This window comes from Ureibacillus sp. FSL K6-8385, from assembly GCF_038593155.1.
Taxonomy (GTDB): domain Bacteria; phylum Bacillota; class Bacilli; order Bacillales_A; family Planococcaceae; genus Ureibacillus; species Ureibacillus terrenus.
Genome location: NZ_CP151968.1, coordinates 1,651,688 through 1,667,129, shown reverse-complemented (window position 1 = coordinate 1,667,129; position 15,442 = coordinate 1,651,688). Strand labels below are relative to the sequence as shown.

Below are 15,442 nucleotides of genomic sequence, written 5' to 3'. Positions count from 1 at the left end.
GGCATAAACTACCGTGCCTTGTTTTATACCGCAAATAAAATCACTACATACTTACAGATAGAAAAACGTTGCATCCGGTACTTCTTATTTGCTAAAGCGCTCAATATCTTGTAAGATTGTTGCTTGAATAGGGGTGAAGCAAATTGTTTAAATTTAATGATGAAAAGGGCAATTTAAAATGTTCTTTTTGCGGGAAACCGCAAGAGCAAGTACGTAAATTGGTGGCTGGACCCGGTGTTTACATTTGCGATGAATGTATCGAACTTTGTTCGGAAATCGTAGTGGAAGAATTGGGTGCAGAAGAGGAAATCAACTTTCAAGATGTACCTAAACCAAAAGAGATCCTGAGCATTTTGGATGAATATGTCATTGGACAAGAACGGGCAAAGAAAGCACTTGCCGTTGCTGTATATAACCATTACAAACGAATCAATTCCAACAGTAAAATAGATGATGTCGAATTATCAAAATCCAACATCATTTTAATCGGGCCTACAGGAAGCGGTAAAACGCTCTTGGCCCAGACACTCGCCAGAATTCTCAATGTGCCTTTTGCGATTGCGGATGCTACTTCGTTGACGGAAGCAGGTTATGTAGGGGAAGATGTTGAAAACATCTTGTTAAAGCTGATCCAGGCCGCTGATTATGACATCGAGAGAGCGGAAAAAGGGATCATTTATATAGATGAAATTGACAAAATTGCCCGCAAATCTGAAAACCCGTCCATTACCCGCGATGTTTCCGGTGAAGGTGTCCAACAGGCATTGTTAAAAATTCTTGAAGGTACAGTTGCCAGCGTTCCTCCTCAAGGCGGCCGCAAGCATCCTCATCAAGAATTTTTGCAAATTGATACGACAAATATTCTATTTATCTGCGGCGGAGCCTTCGATGGAATCGAAAATATCATTAAACGCCGTTTGGGGCAAAAAGTCATCGGTTTTGGTTCGGATATGAAAAATAAAAACGTGGAAGGCGATTCATTGCTTTCACAATTAATTCCGGAAGATTTATTAAAATTTGGTTTAATTCCGGAATTTATCGGCCGTTTGCCTGTAATCGCAACCCTCGAGCAATTGAATGAAGATGCATTGGTGAGAATTTTGACGGAGCCGAAAAATGCTTTAGTGAAGCAATATCAAAAAATGCTGGAATTGGATAATGTGGAATTGGAATTTGAAGAAGAAGCTCTACGCGCAATTGCAAAAGAAGCGATCGAACGCAAGACTGGCGCCCGCGGACTTCGCTCCATCATCGAAAATATCATGCTCGATATGATGTATGAATTGCCGTCCCGTGATGATATCGTAAAATGCATCATTACAAAGGAAACGGTGACGGAGAAAGCGCAACCAAAATTAATTTTAAAAGATGGTACAGAATTGAAGGATTTGAAGGACAATAAAAAAACTTCTGCATAAAGTAGTAAGAAGTATGAATATATAAGGAAACCTTAAGGAGCTGACTGCGATTTTGCGTTTGCATTCTCGTTAGTCAGCTCTTTATAACGAAAGTGTAAATTACATTTTTTTACAAAACTGTTTAGATATTTTATTGAAAAGTTTTTTTATTTCTTTTTCAATAATGAGTTTGTGGAAAAAATGATTCATGGAAATGATGAAATTTAGATCCCTAAACAAAAATTCAGGAATTGCTATGTAAATCCAAGTGAAAACTTCTTATTTTTTCACATACTAATCTTGAGAAGCGGGTGCATTCTTTAAGAAGATAATGGAGGTGAAGGGCCCGCATGACTGAAATAAAGAAAAATGTTCCGCTGCTTCCTTTGCGTGGACTGCTCGTTTTCCCTTCAATGGTGTTACATATCGATGTCGGACGGAAACGTTCAGTCGCAGCATTAGAACATGCAATGATGAACGACAATAAGATTTTCTTGACCGCTCAAAAGGATTTGCGCATAGAACTTCCGGAAAAAGAAGATTTATATATGATCGGCACATATGTCTCCGTGAAACAGATGCTGAAATTGCCGAACGGCACATTGCGCATCCTAGTGGAAGGCATTTGCCGCGGAAAGATCATCAATTACCAAGAAAATGAAGATTTCACGACGGTGGATGTTGAATTGCACGAAGATTCAAAAGAGAAAGACGCCGAAACGGAAGCGTTAATGCGCACCGTGATGAATTATTTTGAAAAGTACGGAAAGGCTTCCAACAAAATCACGATGGAAACAATCCAATCGGTGGCAGATATTGAGGAACCGGGAAGGTTTGCAGACATTGTCGCTTCCCATCTGCCTTTTAAGGTGTCAGAAAAACAAGAAATTCTCAGCATGTTTAATGTGAAGAAAAGATTGGACCATCTCGTCATCCGCCTGCATGATGAACAAGAAGTTTTGGATCTTGAAAAGAAAATCACGTCAAAAGTAAAGCAGGCGATGGAACGTACGCAGAAGGAATATTATTTGCGCGAACAGATGAAAGTGATTCAGGCCGAACTGGGAGAGCGCGAAGGAAAGACCGGTGAAATTGCGGATTTAAGAAAACGGATTGAAGAGTCCGGAATGCCGGAATCCACTAAAAAAGTGGCGTTAAAAGAGTTGGATCGTTACGAAAAATTGCCCGCAGCCAGCGCCGAGAGCGGCGTGATCCGAAATTATATCGAATGGCTTGTGGCGCTTCCTTGGAAAGAGAAAACCGAGGACCGGCTTGATATTAAAGTAGCGGAAGAAATTTTAAACCGGGATCATGACGGTCTGGAAAAAGTGAAAGAGCGCATTTTGGAATATTTATCTGTCCGACAGCTGAAGAATTCCATCCGGGGACCTATCCTTTGTCTGGTAGGACCTCCAGGCGTTGGGAAAACTTCCCTTGCAAAATCGATAGCGGAAAGCTTGAACCGCAAATTTGTGCGCGTATCCCTCGGCGGTGTACGGGATGAATCCGAAATTCGCGGCCATAGAAGAACATATGTAGGAGCGATGCCGGGCCGCATTATTCAAGGCATGAAAAAGGCCGGTACCATCAATCCTGTTTTCTTGTTGGACGAAATTGATAAAATGTCCAATGATTTCAGAGGAGATCCTTCAGCGGCGATGCTTGAAGTATTGGACCCCGAGCAAAATCATACCTTCAGCGACCATTACATCGAAGAGCCGTATGATTTATCGCAAGTCATGTTTATTGCGACAGCGAATGATTTAAGCACCATACCGGGGCCATTATTGGACCGGATGGAGGTTATCTCCATAGCGGGCTACACGGAAATTGAAAAAATAAATATAGCGAAAAACCATCTTATTCCAAAGCAACTAGAGGAAAACGGCCTGAAAAAATCTCAAATCGTTTTCAAAGACGAAGCGATTGTCGATTTGATTCGTTATTATACGCGGGAAGCCGGTGTCCGCGGACTTCAGCGCCAAATCGCAGCCGTTTGCCGCAAAGTGGCTAAAATCATCGTATCGGGAGAACGGAAACGGGTGACGGTCAATTCAAAAACTTTGGTTGAAATGCTTGGCAAGCACAGATATCGCTACGGCCAGGCGGAATTGGAAAACCAAGTTGGTGTGGCAACCGGATTGGCTTATACGTCCGTAGGCGGCGATACGCTGCAAATTGAAGTGTCGTTGACTCCTGGCAAAGGAAAATTATTGCTGACGGGTAAACTGGGAGATGTCATGAAAGAATCGGCCCAGACCGCCCTTTCATATGTCCGTTCCCTATCCGACCGGCTCAACTTGGATGCGGATTATTTCGAACAGCACGATATTCACATCCACGTTCCGGAAGGCGCTGTTCCAAAAGACGGTCCTTCTGCCGGCATTACGATTGCCACGGCACTTGTTTCGGCCATTTCCAATAAACCGGTAAAAAAAGAAGTCGGGATGACCGGAGAAATTACTTTGCGCGGCCGGGTTCTGCCGATTGGAGGACTTAAGGAGAAATCGCTGGGCGCTCACCGCGCCGGACTAAAAACCATTATCATCCCACAGGACAATGAGCGGGATATCGACGATATTCCGGAACAAGTCCGTGAACAATTGACGTTTAAACCGGTGAAAACGGCGGAAGAAGTATTAAAGATTGCCCTGGTTGGAGGGTTTTAAATGAAGGTTAATCATGCGGAAATGGTGATCAGCGCCGTAAAGCGGGAACAATATCCGAAGGACGGCCTTCCTGAATTCGCCTTGGCAGGGCGATCCAATGTCGGAAAATCTTCTTTTATCAATAAGATGGTCAATCGGAAATCCCTCGCCCATACATCGTCGAAGCCTGGAAAAACACAGACATTGAACTTTTATAAAATCGAAAATCAGCTATTTTTTGTGGATGTTCCAGGCTATGGCTACGCCAAAGTATCCAAGAAAGAACGCGAATCCTGGGGAAGGATGATCGAAAGTTATTTGACCGGGCGCAAAGAGTTAAAAGCCGTCATTTTAATCGTTGATTTGCGCCATTCTCCCACAGAAGATGACCGGATGATGTACGATTTTCTCAAATATTATAATCTGCCGGCAATTGTTGTGGCCACAAAATCGGATAAAGTTCCAAGAGGAAAGTGGGAGAAACATAAAAAGATGGTGCGTGAAACTTTGGGTATGGAAAAGGGGGAACCCTTAGTCCTTTTTTCGGCGGAAACAGGGTTAGGAGTGGAAGAAGCATGGGCTGAAATTCAAAAGTTCATGTGATTCCATACATATGAATTCTTGACGGGCAAATTGGAAAGCTCCTTTAATTCCAATTTGCTCTTTTTTTTAGCCCAAAAAGAGTAAATTGTCGGAATTTGATGAATAATAAATGGAAAGTGTAATATCATTGAAAATGCATGATTTATTTGTTATTCTTAAATTAGAATTATTTTAATTTAAAAACATGATTCATAACTTTTTCACAATTTAAGTATGGATAGCGCTTTCTTTGTGATAGAATTAAAGTTATGAAATAGTCGTGAGAGGTGTAAAGTTCATGCACACACTAGTTGTCGGCTTGAATTATAGAACTGCGCCAGTCGAAATCCGCGAAAAATTGTCATTTGTTGAAAGCGAATTGCCGCAAGCGATGGCTGCGTTAAAAAACGAAAAAAGCATATTGGAAGATGTAATCGTCTCAACTTGCAATAGAACGGAAATTTATGCGGTTGTCGATCAATTGCATACGGGACGTTATTATATAAAACGATTTTTATCCAACTGGTTCAACATTCCGATAGAGAAGTTTGAACAGTATTTGTATATCCATGAAAGCGATAAATCTTTGGAACATTTATTCCGGGTGGCTTCCGGAATCGATTCGATGATTCTCGGGGAAACGCAAATTCTTGGACAAGTGAAGAAAAGCTTCTTGGAAGCACAGGAAATCGGTGCAACAGGCACGATTTTTAACCGCTTGTTCAAGCAGGCGGTCACATTCGCAAAAAAAGCCCATAACGAAACAACGATCAACGAAAATGCTGTTTCTGTTTCTTATGCTGCCGTTGAACTTGCAAAGAAAATTTTCGGCTCTTTAAAAAATAAGCACGTGACGATTTTAGGGGCAGGCAAAATGGGCGAGCTTGCAATGGAAAATCTTTATGGAAACGGTGTCGGAAAAGTAACGGTCGTCAATCGTACGTTTGAAAAAGCGGTTTCGCTTGCAGAAAAATTTAATGGACATGCAAAATCGATTAAAGAGCTCCAATGCACTTTGCTTGATACGGATATTCTCATCACTTCGACCGGTTCAACTGAATATGTCATCGATTATGAACTCATGCAGTTTGTAGAGCGTTTGCGTAAAGGAAAGCCTCTATTTTTGGTGGACATTGCGGTGCCGAGGGATATTGACCCGCGGGTAGGAGACCTGCCAAACACTTTCTTATACGATATCGATGATCTGCAAGGCATTGTAGAAGCGAACTTGGCTGAACGGAAACGAGCCGCCCGGCAAATTGAGAAAATGATTGAAGAGGAAATCGTGGACTTCAAAGATTGGTTTGCAACGCTGGGCGTAGTGCCGATTATTGCTGCTTTGCGCAAAAAAGCGGACATGATTCAGCAAGAAACTATGAGAAGCATCGAAAATAAAATGCCGAATTTAACAGAACGGGAACGTAAAATTTTAAATAAACATACGAAATCCATCATCAATCAGCTATTAAAAGAGCCGATCCTTCAAGTGAAGGAGATTGCCAACTCTCCTAAAGCCAATCAAAACCTTCAGTTGTATCAGCAAATTTTTGGAATCGAAGAACTTGTACAGGAAGAATTGAAAAACCAGCGATTGAAGGCAGCGGAAAAGGCGAACGTCAAAGAATTTGAGAATCAGCCAAAATTATCATTTTAAGTAAGAAATTTGAGGCGTTTTCGTATCTATGTGGTAAACTATTGATACGGAAACGCTTTAGTTTTTGATTATTAGACGTTTTAAATGGAGAAGGGTTTCGTATGACTAAAGTGATGACTGACCTTTATCAGATTATGGTTGTCCTTTATGCAATCAGCATTATGTTTTATTTTGTCGATTATTTTTATAAGAAAGTGATTATTCGCCGGACGGCTTTTTGGCTAATATCGATTGTTTGGATAATGCAAACCGCTTTTATTGTTATGAATGTGCTTGAAACAAGACGATTCCCGATTTTATCCCTTTCTGAAGGCATTTATTTTTATGCGTGGCTGCTTGTAACACTGTCGATCTTTTTGCATTGCATTGCAAGGGTCGATTTGCCTGTGTTTTTTATCAATATACTTGGATTTATCTTTATGACCATCCGGCTTTTTGCGCCAAATCATTTGAATCCGGTATTAAAAACTTTGGAATCTGAAATGCTGTTTATACATATAAGTTTTGCCATTTTGTCGTATGCAGCATTTTCGCTTTCCTTTGTTTTTTCCGTTTTGTATCTAATTCTTTATCGCCTGTTAAAAAAGAAAAAATATACAAAACTTTGGTCCAGGCTGCCTTCTTTGTCCCAGACGGCCCAATATATGAATTATTCCGTCATTGTCGCCATTCCGATCATGGTGATCAGTTTATTATTGGGGCTGGAATCGGCCTTTATGAAGGTGGATACCGTTTCCATTTTTGATGCGAAAATTGTCGGGTCTTTCATTGTGCTGATCATTTATGTAGCTGTTCTGATTTTAAAAAGGCGTGGAAAGATTACCGGCTTGTCCTATGCATGGGCGCAAGTCTATGCTTACTTTGTTGTGCTGATTAATTTCTTCCTGGGAAGCAAGCTTTCAGAATTTCATTTATGGTACTAGCAGAAAGGTAGGTTCATCATGAGAAAAATTGTGGTAGGTTCACGCAGAAGTAAATTAGCCCTTACTCAAACAAAATGGTTTATCAATGAATGCAAAAAAGCGGGCATGCCTTTTGAATTTGAAATCAAAGAAATTGTGACAAAAGGCGACCGGATCCTGGATGTCCAATTGTCAAAAGTCGGCGGAAAAGGGCTTTTTGTCAAAGAGATCGAAAAAGCTTTGCTCGATAAAGAAATCGATTTTGCAGTCCACTCGATGAAAGACATGCCGGCCATACTGCCGGAAGGATTGACGATCGGCTGCATTCCAAAGAGGGAAGATCCAAGGGATGCGCTCATTTCAAAAAATCATGTGAAATTTAACGATTTGCCGGAGGGGGCCGTTGTCGGGACAAGTTCTTTGCGGCGCAGTGCGCAACTATTGCAAGTGCGTCCCGATCTTGAAATTAAATGGATCCGTGGAAACATCGATACCCGTTTGAAAAAGTTGGAGACAGAAGGTTTCGACGCCATTATTCTTGCGGCTGCCGGTTTAAACCGGATGGGTTGGTCAAGGGATGTGGTGACAGAATATTTGGATGTGGACATTTGCTTGCCGGCTGTGGCCCAGGGTGCGCTGGGAATCGAGTGCCGCTCGGATGATGATGAACTGTTGACAGAACTTGCAAAATTGACGGATGAACATACAAAACAAGCGGTGATTGCCGAGCGGGCCTTTTTAGCGGCGATGGACGGCGGCTGTCAGGTGCCGATTGCCGGCTATGCGACGGTAAATGGGAATGAAATTACGATGACAGGCCTTGTGGCATCTCCGGATGGTTCAATTTGTTATAAAGAAACCGTGAAGGGTACGGATCCGGAAGAAACAGGAAGAAAACTCGCCCGAATCTTAACAGAACAAGGGGCTTATGATTTAATTGAAAGAGTGAAGGCGGAAGAAAATGCATAAGCCATTGGAAGGGAAAACCATCTTATTGACCGGCACCAAAAAGACGCAATCAATTATCGATCAAATCCAACGGCTTGGCGGCGAAGCGGTCGTGTGTCCGCTCATTAAAACCGTGGAAGTGATTCAGGAAGACGATTTGGAACGGTTGACTCTTTGCCGGACATATGACTGGCTGATTTTTACAAGCCAAAATGGCGTGGAGTTTTTTTGGAAAAAGCTGGTGCGGCATCAATTTCCTTTGTCGCAGATTTCTAGTAAAATTGCAGCTGTAGGTGAAAAAACTGCCGAATTGTTAAAACGGTACGGATTTTCTGTTCATTTTACGCCGTCCGTTTTCAGCGCCGACACTTTTGTACAGGAATTTCCTTCCGTCAGCGGCCATTCCCCGAAGTGTTTATTCATACGGGGAGAATTGGCAAAGGACACATTAAGGAAAGGGCTTCCTTTTCCAATTGATGAATGGACGGTTTATACAACGATTGAAAATAAAGAATCCATTGAAACCTTAATCGGCGCAATACGAAACAGCAAACAGCCGATCATTGTTTTTGCAAGTCCATCAGCTGTTGATTGTTTCAACAAATATGCAGCGCCGATCGTGGGCTGGAGTCGGGCAAAAATCGCCTGCATCGGCCATATTACAAAAGGGGCCGTTGAAAAATATGGGGCCCATGTTACATATTTTCCAAAAAAATATACAATGCAGTCTGTTATTGAAGCGATCACAAAAGGAGAGGAAATGTAATGTCACAATTAGAATTCAGAAGACACCGCAGACTTCGCGCAAACGCCACAATCCGATCCATGGTAAGAGAAAACCATTTGCACAAGGAAGATTTAATTTATCCGATCTTTGTCATTGAAGGGGAAAATATTAAAAACCCGGTAAACTCAATGCCCGGTGTGTATCAGCTTTCTTTGGACAATTTGGATGCGGAAATTGACGAAGTGGTTTCGTTAGGCATTCCTGCCGTCATTTTATTCGGCATTCCTGCCGAGAAAGATGCTCAGGGAACAGGCGCATTCCACGATCATGGCATCGTGCAAAAAGCGACCCGCCAAATCAAAGAACGTTATCCTGATTTAATGGTGATTGCAGATACTTGTCTTTGCGAATATACAAGCCATGGCCATTGCGGTGTAGTGGAGGGGGATAAAATATTAAATGATCCGTCCCTTGACCTGTTAGCCCGGACAGCTGTTTCCCAGGCAAAAGCCGGAGCGGACATCATCGCCCCTTCCAATATGATGGATGGGTTTGTCATTGCGATTCGCAAAGCTTTGGACGAAGCGGGATTCCAGGATGTGCCAATCATGTCCTATGCCGTAAAATATGCTTCCAGCTACTATGGCCCATTCCGTGATGCGGCGGAAGGAGCTCCGAAATTCGGCGACCGCAAAACGTATCAAATGGATCCGGCCAACCGTCTGGAAGCGTTCCGTGAAGCGGAATCCGACATTGAAGAAGGGGCGGATTTCTTAATTGTAAAACCTGCTTTGGCTTACTTGGATATTATTCGAGATGTGAAAAACCGTTATCCCGTTCCTGTGGTTGCTTATAATGTCTCAGGTGAATATTCGATGGTAAAAGCGGCGGCGCAAAACGGCTGGATCGATGAAAAAGCGGTTGTTCTGGAAACATTGGTTGGAATGAAGCGCGCCGGCGCCGACTTGATCATTACTTATCATGCGAAAGACGTAGCTCGATGGTTGGAGGAGAAGTAAGATGCGTACGTATGAAAAATCAATCAAAGCTTTTCAAGAAGCTGTAAACCTGATGCCTGGTGGGGTGAACAGCCCTGTCCGCGCATTCAAATCCGTCAATGGCGATCCGATTTTCATTGAGTCAGGGCAAGGCGCCATGATTCGCGATATTGACGGCAATGAGTATATCGATTATGTCTTAAGCTGGGGACCGCTGATTTTGGGACATGCCCATCCGGATGTGGTAAAAGCGATCCAGGAGCAGGCAGCAAAAGGCAGTTCCTTTGGAGCTCCGACATTATTGGAAAACAAACTTGCCCAAATCGTGATTGACCGGGTTCCTTCGGTGGAAATGGTCCGTTTCGTTTCATCCGGAACGGAAGCGACAATGGCGGCCCTCCGTCTTGCACGTGGCTACACCGGCCGTGACATTATTATGAAATTTGAAGGTTCTTATCATGGCCATGGAGATTCATTATTGATTAAAGCGGGATCCGGTGTTGCCACCCTTGGTTTGCCGGACAGCCCGGGGGTGCCGGCGGATGTCGCAAGAAATACAACAACTGTCCCTTACAATGATTTGGAAGCGGTAAAAGCAACTTTTGAAAAATTAGGGGACAAGATTGCCGCGGTGATTGTGGAACCGGTAGCAGGAAACATGGGGGTTGTTCCTCCGAAACCGGGATTTTTGGAAGGGTTAAGAGAAATTACAAAACAATATGGTGCATTGCTGATTTTTGATGAAGTGATGACAGGCTTCCGGGTGGATTACAATTGCGCCCAAGGCTATTATGGCATTGAACCGGATTTGACCTGCCTGGGCAAAGTGGTGGGCGGCGGCCTGCCAGTAGGCGCCTTTGCAGGAAAACGGGAAATCATGGAAAAGGTTGCGCCAAGCGGACCTGTCTACCAGGCAGGAACATTATCAGGAAACCCATTGGCGATGACCGCAGGGATTGAAACATTATCCCGTTTAACTCCTGAGACGTATGAATATTTTAAAAAGTTGGGCGACATGCTTGAAGAGGGTATTCGTGAAGCGGCAACGAAATACAATATCCCGCATACTGTCAACCGAGCAGGCAGCATGATCGGGCTCTTCTTGACAAATGAGGATGTGGTTGATTTTAAAACTGCCCAAACTTCCGATTTGGAACTGTTTGCCAAATATCATCGCCTCATGCTTGAAGAAGGCATCTACTTGCCGCCGTCCCAATTTGAAGGATTGTTTATTTCTACTGCACATACGGAAGAACATATCGAAAAAACGATTGACGCATTCCACAAAGTATTTGCCAAATTGGCCCGTTAATAATATGAGCGGCTTTTCCTTCTGATGGGAAAAGCCGCTCGTTTTATGGCCGAATTTTTATCATACTTCCGTTTCCCGTGCATAGAGTAGTACGGGAGGGAATCATATGGCAAAAATTGATTGGGAAATGATGACGCAATTTATCTTTTCAAAAGAATATGGAATTGTAGAAGAAGTCGTGTCGGTCCAAGTCATCCCCCGTTGGCAGCAATCTGAAACAGAAGACTCCATTCGTTTAACGGGCATTTATCATATCAAGGCAACCGTAAGATTTAACCCTGCAATCAAACCGACCTTCAGTGAAGGTACTTTAATCGAACATTTGGATTTAAAAGGCGATGAAGGATATTTCGAATATGCAATGCCTTTGGAAGTTGATTTGCCGCGTGAAAAAGTTGCAAAAGACTGCAAACCGGAATTGATTATTGATGATATTTCCTTCTTTGTATACGATGGATCAAGCTGCACATTCAAATGGGAAGTGAATTGTACTTTTGATGAGCCGGTGGCGGGCGCGTTGTTTCAAGTGGAATCCGAAGAGGAAGCGGCTGAAAGTGCGGCAGAAAAAACAGCAGAAAGAGTGGCTGTTGTTGCCACAAATACGGGAGAGGTTTTGGAAACTTCGAAGACGGATCAGCCGCCGGCCACGTTGGAACATCGTCTGGTGAACGAAGAAAGGGAAAAAGGGCAAACGTCAGAAACGCTGCATTTGTTGGAAGATGAATCATTGACAAACTTTGAAAGGTTCAAAAAGCCGTTGAATGAAACGGATCATAAAGAAGCATCAAAGAAAGAAGAAGCAGTTCAAACGTACAACTTTGTAGAAGAGGCGAAAAAGATCCGCAAAGAGGAGGAACAACAAGTAAAACAACAGGTAAATGAATCCTCCAATAAGCTGCATATTGATGACAGATTTAAGTCGCCTTCCGATACGGATGATTTTTATAACGAGCTTTCGGAATCATTCAGTATATTAAAATTCAGATAAGATCGGTCCACAATAGCCAACAGATCAGGGCAAGAAAAAACAATAGCAGCACGTCGCCCGTCGTTGGAACAAAGAGTGTGTGGATGGCGTGGAACACTGTAATCGGTATGCATATATGTTTTGCGTAGAAGCGGACTTTTCGGAGCCAAGGAGGCAATAACCAAGGATTGTAACTTCTTCTTCTTTTTTTTAATAATGACATGGAAATCACTCCTTTCATTTCCTTCGAACTTGAAAACTGCTGATAAATCTTATAAAATGATTTAAGCAATTGCATATATTGATGCGATGAACTGGAAGAGTAAAATGATGTTGCATGCTACAGAGAGGAAACGGCAGCTGAGAAGTTTCCGCATGCACTCATTTGAAGGTAGCCATGGAGCAGCTTTTATGAATGAAGTAGTAAAAGCCGGTTAAACACCGTTATCGGAATGAGAGCTGTTTAGACGTCTTTTGTCTAAATGGAAAAAAGGTGGTACCGCGAAAACTCCTTCGTCCTTTTCGGATAAGGAGTTTTTTATTTTGTCAAAATCGTATCAATTAAAGGAGGAACGTTCATGACAGAAAACATATCAATGCCGACAAAATATGATCCGAAAGCTGTCGAACATGGCCGTTACAAATGGTGGCTGGAAGGGAAGTTTTTTGAGGCGCAGCCTGACAGCGGCAAGAAGCCGTATACGATTGTAATTCCGCCTCCAAACGTAACAGGGAAGCTTCATCTCGGCCATGCCTGGGATACCACATTGCAAGACATCATTATCCGGATGAAACGCATGCAAGGGTATGACGCTTTTTGGCTGCCGGGCATGGACCATGCAGGTATTGCCACACAGGCAAAAGTGGAAGCAAAACTCCGGGAAGAAGGGAAAACACGTTACGATCTTGGCCGCGAAAAGTTTCTCGAAAAGACATGGGAATGGAAGGAAGAATATGCAAGCCATATCCGTGAACAATGGGCGAAATTGGGATTGTCTCTTGACTATACAAAAGAGCGTTTCACGTTGGATGAAGGATTATCCGATGCAGTAAAAGAAGTGTTCGTGAGACTGTATGAAAAAGGACTAATCTACCGCGGCGAGCGCATCATTAACTGGGACCCGGTGGCCAAAACGGCATTATCGGATATCGAGGTCATCTATAAAGAAATTCCGGGCGCTTTCTATCATATGAAATATCCGCTTGCGGACGGTTCAGGCTATTTGGAAGTGGCGACGACACGCCCAGAAACGATGCTTGGAGACACGGCCGTTGCCGTTCACCCTGACGATGACCGTTATAAACAATACATCGGCAAAAAGGTGATCTTACCGATTGTCAATCGTGAAATTCCGGTGATTGCCGATGAATATGTCGATATGGAATTCGGTACGGGTGTAGTGAAAATTACGCCTGCCCATGACCCGAACGACTTTGAAGTGGGCAACCGCCACAATTTGGAACGGATTTTAGTGATGAACGAAGACGGCACAATGAATGAAAATGCGGGCAAATATCAAGGTTTGGACCGCTTCGAATGCCGCAAACAAATCGTGGAGGACTTAAAGGAACAGGGCTTGTTGATCAAAATCGAAGAACATGTGCATTCCGTTGGGCATTCAGAGCGGACTGGCGCCATCGTAGAGCCGTTTTTATCAAAACAATGGTTCGTGAAAATGAAGCCTCTTGCGGAAGCTGCATTAAAATTGCAAGAAGATGAAGCGAATAAAGTGAATTTTGTTCCGCCGCGTTTCGAAAATACTTATCTTCATTGGCTGGAAAACATCCGGGACTGGTGCATTTCCCGTCAGCTTTGGTGGGGCCATCAAATTCCTGCCTGGTATCATAATGAAACAGGCGAAATTTACGTAGGAAAAGAACCGCCGAAAGATGCGGAAAATTGGACGCAAGATCCGGATGTGTTGGATACTTGGTTCTCCAGTGCCCTATGGCCGTTCTCCACAATGGGCTGGCCGGACACAGAAAATGAATTGTATAAACGCTATTATCCGACAGACACCCTTGTAACGGGCTATGACATCATCTTCTTCTGGGTGGCACGCATGATTTTCCAAGCCATCGAATTTACCGGCAAACGTCCGTTCAAAGATGTGCTCATCCACGGTCTGGTGCGCGACGGCGAAGGACGCAAAATGAGCAAATCCCTTGGAAACGGCGTCGATCCGATGGATGTCATCGAAAAATACGGTGCCGATTCCTTGCGATACTTCCTTGCAACAGGTTCCTCGCCTGGCCAGGACATTCGCTATACAAATGAAAAAGTGGAAGCCGTTTGGAATTTCGCCAATAAAATTTGGAATGCATCCCGTTTTGCCCTTATGAACATGAACGGTTTAAAATACGAAGAAATCGATTTGACTGGTGAACTGAACGTAAGCGACAAATGGATTTTAACACGCTTGAACGAAACGATCGAGAAAGTAACGGATTTGGCGGAACGTTATGAATTCGGCGAAGTGGGCCGGGAATTGTATAACTTCATCTGGGATGACTTCTGCTCCTGGTACATTGAAATGGCGAAGCTTCCGTTGTATGGCGATGATGAAGCCGCTAAACTGACAACCCGTTCCGTGTTGGCTTATGTGCTTGACAATACGATGCGCCTGCTTCATCCAATGATGCCGTTCATCACGGAAGAAATTTGGCAACATCTTCCTCACAAAGGAGAATCCATTACGGTTGCCGAATGGCCGAAAGTAAGACCGGAATTCAATTTCAAAGAAGAGTCCAAACATATGAAGCTTCTCATGGACATTATACGTTCCGTGCGTAATATCCGTGCAGAAGTGAATACGCCAATCAGCAAAAAAGTGCCGCTGTATATCAAAGCGAAAGATGCGGATACAGTAAAAATCCTGGAAGAAAATAAAGCTTACCTCGAAAGATTCTGCAATCCGGAACCATTGGTAATCGGCGAACAAATCGAAACGCCTGATAAAGCTATGACAGCCGTGGTGACGGGCGCCGAATTATTCTTGCCGCTTGCCGGATTGATCGACTTGGATGAAGAAATTGCCCGTCTTGAAAAAGAGTTGGATAAGTGGGCGAAGGAAGTAAAATTAGTAACCGGCAAACTATCCAATGAGAATTTCGTGAAAAAAGCGCCTGAAGCTTTGGTTGCCAAGGAAAGGGAGAAATTAAAGGACTATCAGGAAAAATACGATACAGTGAAAAAACGGCTGGATGAATTGAAACAGATGAAATAATTAAAATTTGACGGAAGATCCGCTCAGACCGATGAATGGTTTGGAGCGGATTTTTTTATGGACGGGATTATATTTTTTAA

12 protein-coding genes and 1 other annotated feature are annotated in these 15,442 nt (G+C 43.3%); of the genes, 11 read left to right on the top strand and 1 reads right to left on the bottom strand.

Features of this window, described 5'->3' with window-relative positions:
* Positions 1-143 precede the first annotated feature (143 nt).
* From clpX to NST62_RS08030, 10 genes are all read left to right on the top strand, one after another.
* The gene (clpX, locus tag NST62_RS08075; protein ID WP_141602907.1) at positions 144-1,418 is read left to right on the top strand and encodes an ATP-dependent protease ATP-binding subunit ClpX; all 1,275 of its coding nucleotides are present in this window, start codon (positions 144-146) and stop codon (positions 1,416-1,418) included.
* 329 nt (positions 1,419-1,747) lie between these two features.
* Positions 1,748-4,066: an endopeptidase La gene (gene lon / locus NST62_RS08070; RefSeq protein ID WP_141602906.1), complete on the top strand. Its 2,319-nt coding sequence runs from the start codon at positions 1,748-1,750 to the stop codon at positions 4,064-4,066.
* Positions 4,067-4,648, top strand: coding sequence for a ribosome biogenesis GTP-binding protein YihA/YsxC (gene yihA, locus NST62_RS08065; protein ID WP_141602905.1), 582 nt, complete (start codon positions 4,067-4,069; stop codon positions 4,646-4,648).
* Between the two features lie 277 nt (positions 4,649-4,925).
* Entirely contained in the window at positions 4,926-6,281 is a 1,356-nt protein-coding gene (gene hemA / locus NST62_RS08060; RefSeq protein WP_141602904.1) for a glutamyl-tRNA reductase, read from the top strand.
* Positions 6,282-6,382: 101 nt separating this feature from the next.
* Entirely contained in the window at positions 6,383-7,204 is an 822-nt protein-coding gene (gene ccsA, locus NST62_RS08055; RefSeq protein WP_328215906.1) for a cytochrome c biogenesis protein CcsA, read from the top strand.
* Positions 7,205-7,222: 18 nt separating this feature from the next.
* Positions 7,223-8,152: a hydroxymethylbilane synthase gene (hemC, locus tag NST62_RS08050; protein WP_328215907.1), complete on the top strand. Its 930-nt coding sequence runs from the start codon at positions 7,223-7,225 to the stop codon at positions 8,150-8,152.
* On the top strand, positions 8,145-8,897 hold the full coding sequence (locus NST62_RS08045; RefSeq protein ID WP_141602901.1) for a uroporphyrinogen-III synthase: 753 nt from the start codon (positions 8,145-8,147) through the stop codon (positions 8,895-8,897). The genes hemC and NST62_RS08045 overlap by 8 nt, the downstream gene beginning before the upstream one ends.
* Complete coding sequence (hemB, locus tag NST62_RS08040) at positions 8,897-9,877, top strand: porphobilinogen synthase (protein ID WP_141602900.1); 981 nt, start codon at positions 8,897-8,899, stop codon at positions 9,875-9,877. The genes NST62_RS08045 and hemB overlap by 1 nt, the downstream gene beginning before the upstream one ends.
* A gap of 1 nt (position 9,878) precedes the next feature.
* Complete coding sequence (gene hemL / locus NST62_RS08035; RefSeq protein ID WP_141602899.1) at positions 9,879-11,168, top strand: glutamate-1-semialdehyde 2,1-aminomutase; 1,290 nt, start codon at positions 9,879-9,881, stop codon at positions 11,166-11,168.
* A 106-nt stretch (positions 11,169-11,274) separates the two neighbouring features.
* Positions 11,275-12,156 carry a hypothetical protein gene (locus NST62_RS08030; RefSeq protein ID WP_328215908.1) on the top strand — a complete coding sequence of 294 codons (882 nt, stop codon included), beginning with the start codon at positions 11,275-11,277 and terminating at the stop codon, positions 12,154-12,156.
* On the opposite strand, the gene NST62_RS08025 is transcribed toward NST62_RS08030, so the two are convergent.
* Entirely contained in the window at positions 12,149-12,358 is a 210-nt protein-coding gene (locus NST62_RS08025; protein WP_141602897.1) for a hypothetical protein, read from the bottom strand. The two genes, NST62_RS08030 and NST62_RS08025, sit on opposite strands and share 8 nt — an antisense overlap.
* Positions 12,359-12,435: 77 nt before the next feature.
* Positions 12,436-12,659, top strand: a binding site (T-box leader).
* Positions 12,660-12,713: 54 nt separating this feature from the next.
* Here NST62_RS08025 and NST62_RS08020 point away from each other — a divergent pair.
* Positions 12,714-15,362 (top strand): valine--tRNA ligase, encoded by a 2,649-nt coding sequence (locus tag NST62_RS08020; protein WP_328219733.1) that lies wholly within the window; start codon positions 12,714-12,716, stop codon positions 15,360-15,362.
* The last annotated feature ends 80 nt before the right edge of the window (positions 15,363-15,442 follow it).